This window comes from Aquimarina sp. AD10 (genome assembly GCF_003443715.1).
GTDB classification, from domain to species: Bacteria; Bacteroidota; Bacteroidia; order Flavobacteriales; family Flavobacteriaceae; genus Aquimarina; species Aquimarina aggregata.
Genome location: NZ_CP031965.1, coordinates 4,204,019 through 4,218,046, shown reverse-complemented (window position 1 = coordinate 4,218,046; position 14,028 = coordinate 4,204,019). Strand labels below are relative to the sequence as shown.

Below are 14,028 nucleotides of genomic sequence, written 5' to 3'. Positions count from 1 at the left end.
AAATATATGGGATTAGCAGCTAGATTAAGTGATATGCATACATGTCCAATGCAAACACCGGGATTACCACCAATTCCTCACGTTGGAGGACCAATAATTGGACCAGGAGTTCCCACTGTATTGATCGAAAAATTGCCCGCCGCTGTAATGGGTGATAGTCTTGTATGCGTGGGGCCTCCAGATTCGATAGTAAAAGGATCTGCAACAGTTTTAATAGGTGGCAAACCAGCAGCAAGAATGGGAGATACTACCGCACACGGCGGTAGCATTGTCTTAGGATGTCCAACGGTAATGATAGGAGGTTAAAACTATGAAACTCAAAAACGATTCATTTTTAGGTAAAGGTTGGGGGTTTCCTCCTGTTTTTAACCAAGAAAGCGGACAAGTAGAAATGGTAGAAGACGATGAAGACATTAAACAAAGTCTTGGAATCATTATAGGAACCATTCCGGGAGAGCGAACAATGTTTCCTGATTTTGGATGTGATATTAAAAGTTTCGTGTTTGAATCAAATGATCCAACACATAGAACCATGTTAAAAGATACTATTTATGATGCATTACTTTTAAATGAACCAAGAATAAAACTGGATAAAATTGAGATCGAAGATGATACTCAAACCTATGGTTTGATATATGTTCATCTATTTTATACTGTAATAATTACAAATACAAGAAACAATATAGTATTTCCTTTTTATACCAAAGAGGGTACGAATCTTTAATACTATCAAATTTTTATTTGATTTACATGAATAAAGGCACAAGTCAAAAGTATAGAAATAATACATCACTAAATCCAAATTATATTTCAATTGATGAGAGATCTATGTTGGATTTAGTCCAATTTACTATTGATTATTCTGAAAATATAAATTACTACAACTTAGATAATAAGATAGCAGGGGATTGGAAACCATTTTTTTTAAATGACCCAGCTTTTATTATAGCAATGATTGCTGCAACAAATATAAATACCTTTAAAATAAACAATGAATCAATATCTAATGAGTCACATACAACTAGCATAGAAGAAATAAAAAAACAGCTTATTCGTATGATTAATCTCATTTCATACTGGTCTACCTTATTAAAAAAATCTGATCATAAAGACCCCTTGTTAAAAGAACTTATAATGTTGTCTAGATCTATACCAGATAAAAATCTTTTAACAGAAAAGAAAAATAAAGAACTAGTACATGAAATCTATAAGAAAGTTTATGGAAACATTGTTTTTATAAAAGAAAAGGCTAATAATAGATTTACAGAAGAACTTATCAATTCGAATCATCATCCACACCTAGGATTACTGCTTTCATTTTTCAAATTATTTCAGAACGTACAAAAAGATATCAATTTAACCACAAAAAAACATCTTGACTATTATTATCTTAAAATCTTAGAGCAAAAAAGAAAAAAATTAAAACCTCACTCAGCTATAATTGCATTAGAGCTTGACGAAGTGACTGAAGGTGTCATTATTAATAAGGGTAGAAAAATTGATTTTATTTTTGAAGATAATCAACAATCAACTTTTGAAACTATTGCCACCACCCAAATTACTAAAGCAAAAATTGCCGATGTTAGAACACTTTATAAAAGTGACTATTCTCCTTATAGTAATACGTTTGACGGGGATGATTTTACAATTAACATACTTTACGATAGTCATATTTTTGGCAATGATTTAAACTATATCAACCTAATCGACAAAGAGAATCCAAACAATCTTGATTTTCCATCGGCTCTTGGTGAGGAGCAAATGCATGATATAGATTCAGAAAGAACAATTAACCTAAGTGATATAGGAGTTGTAATAAGTTCTCCCTCGTTAATTCTTGAAAAAGGAAAACAAAAAATTACACTTACCTTAAATATGACTTCGGCTTCTTATGAAGATGAGCAAACAAAAGCAACTTTTAATGCCTTGGTTGCTCAAGAAATTAAACAAAAAAACCGTGAACTTTCGTCTTTAGATATTGAAGAAATAAAAAAACGTAGTATTACTCGTTTCTTTAGAGAAGCATTTAAACTCTATATAACAGATAAAAACGGTTGGAAGTGTATTGATCATATCAAAACCATATTTCAAGTTTCTAAAGCGTCACTTACGTTTATTGTAGAATTACATGAGAATTCTGAAACACTTATTCCTTTTAACCCGAAAATACATGATGGAGGCTTTGAATCAAATTGGCCTTGCATAAAACTACTTCTAAACAATGACGCAGTATATCATCCATATAAGTTTTTAGAAAAATTAATTATTGAAAATATTACTATAGAAACCTCTGTTTCGGGAGTCTCAAATGTAGCTTTATCAAATTCTACCGGAGAATTAGACAGTTCGATCCCCTTTAATCCGTTTGGATCTACACCGTATGTTGGTAGTTATTTACGAATTGAAAATCCAATCATTTTACAAAAAAGTCTTTCAAAACTACAATTTGATTTAGATTGGGGCGGTCTTCCGCAAGAAAGAAATGGTTTTGAAGAATACTACAAGGCATATCCAAATAACATAAACACTACTGCTTTTAAAGCAATAATAAGTCAAACCAGAAGTGCTATACAAAGTCTAGGGAAACAAAATCAACAATCTTTTGAGCTTTTTGATGCTGATCCTAGAACAGATAGCTTAGTAAGTACTAAAAAAGTTAGTCTCAACCTTGATAATATCATTTTTAGAAATCAAATCACTTCATCCAAAGAAAATACTAACGGTACTTCTTCTCCTTTATATATTGTTTTGTCCAGCCCTGATATAGCATTTGGTCATCAAATATTTTCTGACCTCTATGCTAAGGCAGCTTTAAAAAGTAGCAGATTTAGAAAAAAAAGTATCTCACTACCAAAACAACCATATACTCCTGTTCTTGAACAACTCACAATTTCATATTCTAATTACACGAAAGAGATAATGTTAAGAAAAAAAGAAGAGAGTGAGAGTGATATAAAACTAATACATTTATACCCTTTTGGACACATACAGACATTTCCTGGTCCAATAAGATCACCTTCTTATTTTTTACCACGCATAGAACATAAAGGAAATTTATGCATTGGTTTAACAAATGTAAAATCAGGAGAAATTATTAGCATAGGCTTTGATTTAATACCTGCAGTATACATGCATACGATCATAAAAAAACCTTCTATTCATTGGGAATATCTTTCTAACAATGAATGGTTGTCTTTTTCTCAATTTTTATTAGAAGATGGAACAGATGGTCTTATACGATCAGGAGTAGTTAAAATAGAAATTCCAAAAATTATCCCGTTAGATAATACTCGGCTGGCAAAAGAAAAGTTTTGGATAAGAGCTGTGTCGATAGGCAAAGAAGATCTTAATTCTAAAATCAAAAATATAGTTACTAATGCAGTTATGGTAACTTCTGAACATCTACTTTCAGAAACAACAACTTACACAAATAACATTCAAAATGCTAAAGTTCAAAAAATTAGTTTTGACGAACACCCCAACATAGTCAATATTCTTGGTCCATTTGATTTAAAAATGAATGAATTAAACGAAAGTGAAGGTGCTTTTTATTCTCGAGTAAATGAACAACTAAGGCATAAAAATAGAGCAACATCTCAATGGGATTATGAACGTTTAGTGCTAGAAAAATTTCCGCAAATTGAAAAAATAAGAGTGTATGGGCGAAACAGTCATCCTGATGAATTGGTAAAAGGAAGTGCTATACAAATTGTAGTAATCCCCAAATGCAATCTTACTAATGAGATCAATAAAAGAAGAAATGAAGTTGCTTTTGATATACTTGAAGAAATAAAAGAATATATAAAGCAATTTGTATCTCCTTTTGCTAAAATTGAAGTCTCTAATCCAGTATATGAACAATTAAAAGTACGATGCAGTGTGAAGTTTACCGATTATGAAAAAAGAGGATATTTACGAAATAAACTTAATAATGAACTCATCCTCTTTTTATCTCCGGATATAGAAAGTTCGTTTGTTGAAAAAGGTTTTGATGAATCCATCTCAAAAACCGAAATCTTAAATTTTATCGAAAGTAGACCATACGTAGCGTTTGTTACAGAATTTTCTGTATTACAGCTCATCGAAGTTCAAGGAAAATATAAAATAATAGATACCGCTAAAATTCGAAAAATAGAATCCCTAAGAACAATTACACCATATGCAATGCTCACTTCTGTTAAAAATCACCATATCAATATCATCAAAAATAATGTGGCGTCTTCACCCAAAATATCCAGAATAGGAGATTTATCATTAGCATCAGATTTTGTGATTAGTGATATCGAAGAGAATTATAATTAATACTTAAAAATGAAAAATCGAGGAAACATTACAGATAGGAAAATACTCAAAAACTTATTCAGTAAGGGTAGACTTCCAACGGATGATCATTTTAAAAAACTAATAGATTCTACATTTAATAAGGTTGATGATAAAATTGACATAGATGAAGAGGATGGTTTAATGATATACCCTGCCAATAAAGGAGAATTATTAAGTTTTTTTGAAGATATTGATGATGAAAGTGCAAAATGGGTCATGTTGGCTTCAAAAAATAAGGGGCTCATTATACAAGAAGTAAAAGAATCCGGAAAACAAGAAAGTAAAACATCTTCAGAAAAGGAAAATGCCTCAGCACTTTTTCTTAGGCAAGGAGGAAATATAGGAATAGGGACCAATACTCCCTCACAAAAATTAGAGGTTAAAGGTATTGTTTCTTCTCAGGGACGAATAGGTAATTATCATGATGGTAAACTAGCTGCAGATGGCAATTGGTATAATGTTTTCGAAAAGAACCTAAGCGGTTGTAATGCCTATGAAATAACTGCATATGTGCAAGGTAAAAAGGGGGATGGCAAATATTCATTACTACATGCCACCGCGGTTTGCACTCATGGAAATTCAAAACCCAAAATAACTAAAACCTGCGCTCATTATGGCAAATGGTGGAATAAAATTGATATTCGTTGGGAGTCAAGACCAACACGAGTAAAATTAGGCAATCCACAAGAAAAACCGGATCCAAAAAGTGATACATGGTGGAGTAAAATTAAGGCACTATGGGAAGTAAAAGATATTAATGCGTATAATCTGCAAATACGCACAAAAGGTGATTATGGAAATGGCATAACCATACTCTATAAGGTCTCGATACTATGGGATTCGAATTTTTTAGCACCAACAACAGAATAATAGAATATTAAAAATTTAAATGCGTGAAGGAATCTGCTAGCTTTTCTAACAATGAAACCGAAAACGTAAGTCTGAATTTTTCAGAATTGCGCGAAAAAGGACTGGAGTATATCCAGGAGCTAAGTGGTGAGGTTTGGACAGATTTTAACGCCCACGACCCTGGGGTTACCATACTAGAGCAGTTATGCTATGCACTAACAGATATAGCTTACCGTACCTCTTTTCCTATCGAAGATTTATTAGTGCCTGGTGAGGGATTAAAAATTGACGCATTAAAAAATACATTTTTTGCTCCTTCTGCTATTTTAAGTTCTCACCCCATTACATTAAACGATCTAAAAAAATTGATCATTGATCGATTTGATGAAATTCAAAACGTTTGGATTACTACAAAAGAAAACATTGGATATCAAGAGCAACTAAATGGCACCTATCAAATAGAAATATTACCTAAGTTAAATTTTCATAGCCAGTTAACAACAAAAAAAGAGAAAGCGTTTTTAACTAAGATTAAAGAATTCTTAACCGAAACCAGAAATTTGGGTGAAGATTTTGATGATATATGTTTACTGTCAAACCAAAATATTGCGATTAACTTTCAGGTTTATATCAAAGAGCAACTAGATATCGAAGAAATTATAGCAAACCTTTTTGTTACCTTATTAGAGTTTGTGTATTGCCCAATACAATACTACAGCTTTCAAGAGATGAAAGCCGATCATAGTCGATTAGAAAGAGTTTTTTCGGGACCTAAATTGAATAAAGGGTTTATCAAAAATGAGGATTTAAAAAACCGAATTAAAATCATTCATGTCGATGAAATCCAAAAACTATTTACAAAAATTGATGGGGTTCTTAAATGCAACGTAACTCATATAGAAAATTACAACGGTAAGACATCTCGAGAATTAGAAGTAGCACCTAACAAATTTTTTCATGTATTTGATGATAGTTTTGAAACTATATATTCTAAGATGAATGTATTCGTAAATAATAATAAAATTACATTATACAATAAAGAACAAATAAATAGTTTGTTTTTTGACAAGTGGTCAAAAAAATATAGAGATTATGCTGTCGGAGATATAAAAAATGATGCTTTTGAAGAAAAATTAAATGCTACTTATCAAAACCCCACAGACTACTATTCTATTCAAAATCATTTTCCAAATATCTATGGTATAGGTAGTAAAGGTATATCTAGACAAGAACCTAAAGAAAGACATGCAAAAGCACTACAACTTAAAGCATATCTTCTTTTTTTTGAACAACATCTAGCCAATCATTTGGCACAAATTGGACATATTGACGAGTTTTTTAATAGTAATTACTTAGATGGAGTCAAACAGACTTATTTTACTCAAAAATTATCATCTGTCCCCCAGATCGAAAAACTTGAGAAAAATGAAAATTTATCTCATCAAAAAAAAGCAAAACCTGATCCTGTTTTTTTCGAAAGAAAGAACAGGGTATTTAATCACCTCTTAGCAAGATTTGGAGAACACCTAAGCGATATACCATGGAAAATAGCTTGGAACGTGAATATGATCAAAACAGAGGATGAATTTTGGGATAGTTTTCTTCAAAAAAAGTCAGAATTTTTACAACATATAGATCAGCTTAGTTATCAAAGAACAAAAGGAGAATCATTTGTTAATGGTAAAAGAAACCCCTCCGGTTTAGAACAAATCATTGTAGCAAAAACCGGAATCCTTCCTAGAGATAATAGATCATTAGTAGATAACGCTACTTACTTTGAGTTTGAACATGAAAACGAAGTGAAACGTGATAAAAAAAACAGCATACAAGAAAAAGAAATTAAGGAGAACTATAGAGGTCTAAATACAGACGAAATCGAAAATAGACATCTCTTCAAAGAAACCATTCAGGATATACGATTTAAAGGCATACGTTTTCAATCCTTATTTCAAGAAACTCTTGATTATAATAATTATAGAATTTCTAAAGCCAAAGGACTTGATAATAAAATTGAAATTTTATTTCGTCAAAAAAAGAATGAATGGATTTCTTTATTAAAATGTTCTAGCGAAAAAAAAGCGATTAGTAGCATTCATCATATTGTATCACATATGATTGAACAAAACAAAAAATCAGAAGGTCTGTATATTGTTGATCATATCATGCTTAGAGACTGTTTAAGAGACACCAAATACGGTTTTTGTTTTCTAGATCAATACAACATGCCTCTATTTAGAACTATAGAAGATGAATCTTGGTTGGATACAGAAGAAGATAGAAATGACTTATTTGCTAGTTTAGATACATACTCTTACTCTTTTTTTGATGAAAAATGGATTATTAAAAATAAGGACCGAATACTGGTGTCTTTTAAAACCGATAATCCAAAATTTCTACGGCTTACTAATGAATTGCAAAGGGGACACTACTGTTATAACAAAGGAAAATGGGTCATAAAACATGAAGATCACATTCTAAGAGCGGATATAAACGACAATGAAAATCTTAAAATTCTTACCGATGAACTTAAAACCGTTTACAAAAAGGCAAAAAGAATAATTCAATTCTTTGAAATTGGTTTAAACAAAGATTCTTATTCATTTGATAATGGAAAATGGGTACTTAAAAATCCCGACGGAATCATACTCGCATCTTATGCACCTAAACAAACCGAAGCACTTGATCAAGTTTATAAAAAAACCAAACATTTTATTCAATTGTTTAATGATCCATATGGCGAGCATGGTAGATTACGTCTTGAGGAAATGGAGAGTTTACGTTCTAAAGGTTCTAAAAAAGAATATAGACAGAGGCGATTGGTTTTTCAGAGAAAATTACCCAATGGAAAAATTATTAATGAAGATTTTTTTGATTTAAATGTTTCCATTTTATTACCAGATTGGCCCGCAAGGTTTCAGGATGAGCAATTCAGAGCCTACGTTTCTGACCTTGTTCATGAAAGAATCCCGGCTCACCTAAGCAATGATATTATTTGGCTTGACAAAAAAAAATTAGAGGAGTTTGAAAAAGTATACTTTCATTGGGGGAAATTAAAATCAAGAGCTAACCCTTCTAAAGAATCATTAGAAAAAATAGCACAAGCGGCTTATACAGTTTACGAAAAAATCACTAACCTAAAACAAACTAACGAATGATAAAATCCAATCATGATATTGTGGATACCTCTACTTTTAGTTTAAAATACGAGAGTAAAACCTCTGCATCTAGGGGCAATATTTTGATTGAGTCAATTTTTAATACACATATATTACCACATCTCGAAGAAGCTATTTCTAATACAATACCCGAAGAAGCACTTTTAGAACTATCTAAACTTGAAATTGATATAGGCCAAATTAATGAGTCAGAGTTTACAACAAATCTTGGAGAAAGGATTAAAATAGCTTTAGAAACTGCGTTGCATGATAAACTAAGCGCTAAAAAAAATAGCCATTCTTTACAAACTATTTATAGAAATTCTGGATCAGATGCATACTTAATTGAGGCTATAGAAATATATCTTACTCATGGCTATTTACCATCTTGGGTAAATGGATCAATTGCTATTCAAGATTTAGTTATCAAAATCATGCAGCAAGCAAAGGATGATTTTAAAACTATGCTTATTACTATTGGGAAATATGATACTATAAGTAAAAGGATCGCATTTAATCTACCTATTCAACTCTTTGATGAGATATTTCTGATGCTTCATACTACAAACACTTCGTGGATTTTTGAGGTTCGAAAAATTCTTATGCATATCAAAAAGACCAGTAACTTCAATAAAACAAATGATGAGCATTTTTTGAGAACAGTCAATTTTTTTATCATACACTACGTATTAACTCAAACCAGTGCCGTTTTTAGCGAAGGTCAATTTTTAGACAGTATGCTAAAAAAAGTAATTCAAGAATTCAAGTTAGAACCGCAATTATTATTAAAGGCAGTCAAATCATATTCAGGAAATCAGACGATTCTTATTCTTGTACATAAAGTACTTGAAAAATTCATAAGCAACATTTCAGAAATTGATATTTATAAGAGTTCCGAAAAAGAAAATATTCAAATACTTGAAACCAATGCAAATTCCTTACTAAAAAAGAAAAAACTTAAGGTAGACGAAAGTCTGGATATCAATTCGACAACAGACTCACAAGTACTAGAGGCTATAATCGAATATCTAACAAGAGGACATTTTCCTTTCTGGATAAACAAATCAATTACTATAGAAAACCTTATCAGTAGAACGTTAGAGCAATCTAAGGATGCTTTTATAAAAACACTTCTTGCCAATGGTGAGAACAAAAATGTAAGCAATAGGATAGCATCTAGTTTAACTCCTGAACTTTTTGACAAAATACTTCTAGTACTAAACACTACCAATAATGAATGGATTTTAGAAGTAAGAGCAATACTAATACATGCAAAAAAGAATACGAATTTAAATACAGTAAGCGACAATGATTTTCTTAGAGAAATCAACATTTTTATACTACATGACCTCTTAACAAAAACAAATAATACTTTTAACAAGGCAGAACTCTTAGAGGATATCATTCAACGATTGATGATCAAATTTAGCATAAAACCTGAACGATTATTAGAGTCAATAAAGTCTTCTACAAAAAATACAACTACTCTAACTCTTTTTAATAAGGCAATAGAAAAAAATCAAGAGCTCATTTTAAAAACTAAAGTCGATACAAATTTTGAAAAAGAAGACCTCAAAAATCTTCACACAACCACCAAAAAATTACCAACAGATCACAAAAAAAATAAAATCTACGAGGTTTCTAAAAATCTAGATAATTCTGATAACGATTTAAAACCAGACACCTACTTGATTACGGCAATAATAGCATATTTTAAAAAAGGATATTTTCCTTTCTGGGTCGATTCTTCTGTAACTATAAACGATCTTGTAAGCAAGGCGCTAAAGCAATCTAAAAATGCTTTTATAAAAACTCTAGTCACTAATGGTAAGAATGAAAATATAAGTAATAGAATAACATCTAGTTTAATTCCTGAGCTTTTTGATCAACTAATTCAAGCACAAGATGCAATAAATAATGTATGGATTTTTGAAGTTAGAGCAATTTTAATACACACAAAAACAGCAAACAGATTTCATCAATTTAGTGATCATGATTTTTTACAAAAAATCAATTTCTTTATACTACAATATCTACTTAATACAACCAGTGTATCTTTTAATAAATCAAATTTCTTAGATACTATACTAAACAATGTATTGCGAGTTTTTAATTTACAGCCGCAACCCTTGATAAAATCTATTAACACCTATACAGGAAATGTAACTACCACTGCATTAGTAAAACAAAGGCTCGAGAATTTTAAAAATATTACATCAAACATTGATCCTGTTTTGTTTACAGAAAAAAAAGCTTTTAAAACTCGAGAAACCAAAACTAGCTTAGTCTCTCAACAAAATAATGAAACTAAAAAAAAGGTTCTCGTTTCGGATACCGCAGATAAAGATTCTAAACCAGATAGCTATTTAATTAATGCAATCGCTCAGTATTTTGATAAAGGATATCTTCCTTTCTGGGTAGATTCCTCTATTACTATAGAAGAACTCGTTCTTAAAGCTCTTGATCAATCAAGAGATACTTTCAGAAAAATGCTACTGATCCATAGTAAAAATGAGCAAGTGACAAAAAGAATAGTGGCTAGTTTATCACCGCAACTTTTTGACCAAGTATTACAAGTACAAGATGCCAATAATAGCACATGGATTTTAGAGGTCAAAAAAATTCTGATGCACATCAAAAATGCCGGTGGTTTTAATGAATTTAACACTCATGATGTTTTACAAAAAATCAATTTCTATATACTAAACTATCTCTTTACAAAAACAAGTGAGGTCTTTACTAAAAAACATTTTTTAGATGTTATTATTCATAAAGTACTAAAAGATTTTAATGCAACACCTCAACTGTTATTAAACTCTATCAAAACATATACAGAAAACGAAACTACAGTAAATTTAATAGTCGACGCATTAACAACATCCCAATATAAAGATGTTTCTGAATTAATATCACACAAGAAAAAACAACTTACCGTTAATGAACTTATAACACTACTAAACTCAGGTAATATTGATTTTAAAAAGACAACTCGCAGACTTTTAAAAAAGCAGATTAAAGAAGTTCTTGAACATAAAGAAAAAAGAGATGTTTTATTTGATAACCTTACTAAAAATGGAATACAACAAATTTTAAAATTATACTATCAGCATACTGCAGATGAGCTTATACGGTTACTAATTTCATTTACAAACCATCTGATACTGCAAGATAAAAATGAAGTACTTCAAAAACCTACATTAGCGATAAAGAAACTTATAATATCAACAATCCTATATTATAATGAAAATACTATTAGAGTATTTGATAAAGAAGAATATATCATATTTCTAATGTATGCATCAGGCGTAAAAAATCATAAAATTAGTGCTAATCTTAAAAAATTTGTAACGGCACAGGGCCAAATTGATCTTCATAAGATAAAGAGGTTAATTGCCGAAGAAAAACAATTCGCAGAGATCTCACACATACAGAATCTACTTTCTAAAAAAGAAAATGAATCACTACAATTCGAAAGCAAGTCTAAAAACAAAGTTGCTTTTACAGAGGGTTATCTTACTATTTATAGGCATAAAATCATAGGGCACTATTTAATTTCTGGCCAATTGCCTGAAACATTTTATGATTTACGCCTTAAAGACGTTCAAAAATTACTTAATGAAGTTCTTGAGAGAAAAGATCAATTTTTAGTTGTTCTACTTGAAAGAAACAACATTTCTGAAATGTTAATTAAAAGAGTTCAAATAGTAACCGAACATACTTCTACAGATATTTTTGAGGAATATTTGATCTATTTTTTTAAAAAGGAATACTTTATCTTATCACAGCTCTTTGGGTATTCGCCTCCTACTGTGTCATACAAAAAAAATACAACAGATATAGAGTTAGAAAAATCTCCTGAGTATCTAAATAAATCTAATACCACAAATTTTAGAACACTTCTTGCCTTTATCATAGGTAATCAAATTCTATTTAAGAAAGTTGTTTCTATTACTAAAGATTATCAAATTCCAAAAGCATTTGCGTTCTGGACCAAACAAACACGACCTTATCTAAATCATCTTATTTCATTTTCACCAGGAAAGGTGTCAAACATAATAGATGAGACCTTTTGGAAATCTATAGTGCTACGTTTTGGGATTTCAATTTTTATTGAAGAAAAAGAACACACTCTACAAACTTTTATCGAGGCATTTATGAATTATTTGCGTCAAAGCTTAACAGATGTAAACAAAGAGTACGCTTTCGACGACATCATCGAAGAAATAAAAGTATCAAAATTAGGTGACGTAAAAAATACAGTGATACAGTGGTCAAATGAAGTACATAAAAAAGAAACAAAAACATCTGGCCACTTTACTACAGATATGCATATAGTATCTAACGACACGTTAGCTACCAAAAACTCATCCCAAGAAGTTCAATATTACATCTCAATCCTTAAGTTTTATGCAAACAACAGGTTTTTCCCATGGTGGTCTAATACTTCAGTGATATCTGAGCTATTTATTCAGATAAAAAAAAGAAAAAAACTTTTTCCTAAAGAGTTTAAGGAAGCCTTCTTTCAATTAGAAAAAGAAAAGTATACTTTGGATAAATTAGCACATCAATTACCAATTGCACTAATTAATGAATTTGATCAATTAATCCCGAATGATACATCACTAAAAACACTTTGGAAGAAATCACTTAAAAAGAAAGAAGAAAAAACAAGCTTAAATTTAGTACCCAATAGCATTCTAAAACCAGATGCACCTATTAGCATAGCTCAATTAATTCAAAAAGACTATAAAGACACTCACCTACTATCTAAACATCTTTATTCTTTGGATGATAATGAGATTTTAACTGTTTGGAGCAAAGAGAAATTAAAAATCACAGATCAGGTTAGAGAATACATAGCATTGTCTTCATATTTTTATTTCCGGAATATTAATCCAACTCGCTGGCGACGTATAGTGTATGAGTTTAGTTTTGAGTATTATAATAATGACACTAAAGAAATAACCGAGCAATTTCATCATGATTTTCTAAAATACGTAAAAAGTAAGCATCAACAAGTTGATTGGGGCGATACGTTAACAACAGTCTATAAACTTGTTCAATCTTCTAAAAACAAGGACCAATTAACTTTTCCTAAGGGATTAGTAAAACTATTTCAAACTGAAACATCAGAACCTGAAATAGATAATTACAGAAATAATCTAGAAAACAATTTAATACCAGAAGAAGAAACAGGTATAGAAGTTCAAATTTACAACGCTGGCTTGATCATTTTATGGCCTTTTCTAACTCGACTATTTGAACATTTTACGCTTGTAAAAAACAGAGCATTTGTAGACCTAGATAGTATGCATAAAGCCGTTTACATGCTTCAGTATCTAGCGTATGCTACAATAGATTTCCCAGAACATCAATTAGTGTTAAATAAGATTTTAGTAGGAATGCCATCTCAAGAACATCTACCGCCCTTTACTATACTTTCTCAAGAAGAAAAAGATATGGCATATAGTCTATTGTATGGAGTAATTAATAATTGGGAAAAGGTTAAAAATTCATCTCCAGAAGGCATTCAAGAAACCTTTTTACAAAGAGAAGGAGTTTTAAAATTTGAAGAGGAACAAATAACCCTTAAAGTCGAAAAAAAAGGTGTAGATGTTCTGCTTAGTTCTATTTCCTGGAATATTTCGTTAGTGAAACTTCCATGGATGAAAAAACCATTATTTGTAGAATGGATATAACA

At 30.6% G+C, this 14,028-nt stretch carries 6 protein-coding genes; all 6 read left to right on the top strand.

Features of this window, described 5'->3' with window-relative positions:
• Positions 1-6 precede the first annotated feature (6 nt).
• Genes D1816_RS17405 through D1816_RS17380 form a run of 6 tightly spaced genes read left to right on the top strand, consistent with a single transcriptional unit; the run spans position 7 to position 14,026 of the window.
• Complete coding sequence (locus D1816_RS17405; RefSeq protein ID WP_066315571.1) at positions 7-306, top strand: PAAR domain-containing protein; 300 nt, start codon at positions 7-9, stop codon at positions 304-306.
• 4 nt (positions 307-310) lie between these two features.
• Positions 311-724: a GPW/gp25 family protein gene (locus tag D1816_RS17400; RefSeq protein WP_118504494.1), complete on the top strand. Its 414-nt coding sequence runs from the start codon at positions 311-313 to the stop codon at positions 722-724.
• 26 nt (positions 725-750) lie between these two features.
• Positions 751-4,302, top strand: a complete 3,552-nt coding sequence (locus D1816_RS17395; protein ID WP_118504492.1) for a hypothetical protein — start codon at positions 751-753, stop codon at positions 4,300-4,302.
• A gap of 9 nt (positions 4,303-4,311) precedes the next feature.
• Positions 4,312-5,193 (top strand): hypothetical protein, encoded by an 882-nt coding sequence (locus tag D1816_RS17390; protein ID WP_118504490.1) that lies wholly within the window; start codon positions 4,312-4,314, stop codon positions 5,191-5,193.
• A gap of 23 nt (positions 5,194-5,216) precedes the next feature.
• The gene (locus D1816_RS17385) at positions 5,217-8,327 is read left to right on the top strand and encodes a hypothetical protein (protein WP_118504488.1); all 3,111 of its coding nucleotides are present in this window, start codon (positions 5,217-5,219) and stop codon (positions 8,325-8,327) included.
• Complete coding sequence (locus D1816_RS17380) at positions 8,324-14,026, top strand: contractile injection system tape measure protein (RefSeq protein WP_118504486.1); 5,703 nt, start codon at positions 8,324-8,326, stop codon at positions 14,024-14,026. The genes D1816_RS17385 and D1816_RS17380 overlap by 4 nt, the downstream gene beginning before the upstream one ends.
• Positions 14,027-14,028 lie beyond the last annotated feature (2 nt).

Excerpts from the sequence above, each read along its gene's own strand:
- D1816_RS17380 (WP_118504486.1), top strand. The coding sequence starts at position 8,324 with ATGATAAAATCCAATCATGATATTGTGGATACCTCTACTTTTAGTTTA.
- D1816_RS17395 (WP_118504492.1), top strand. The coding sequence starts at position 751 with ATGAATAAAGGCACAAGTCAAAAGTATAGAAATAATACATCACTAAAT.
- D1816_RS17400 (WP_118504494.1), top strand. The coding sequence starts at position 311 with ATGAAACTCAAAAACGATTCATTTTTAGGTAAAGGTTGGGGGTTTCCT.
- D1816_RS17405 (WP_066315571.1), top strand. The coding sequence starts at position 7 with ATGGGATTAGCAGCTAGATTAAGTGATATGCATACATGTCCAATGCAA.
- D1816_RS17390 (WP_118504490.1), top strand. The coding sequence starts at position 4,312 with ATGAAAAATCGAGGAAACATTACAGATAGGAAAATACTCAAAAACTTA.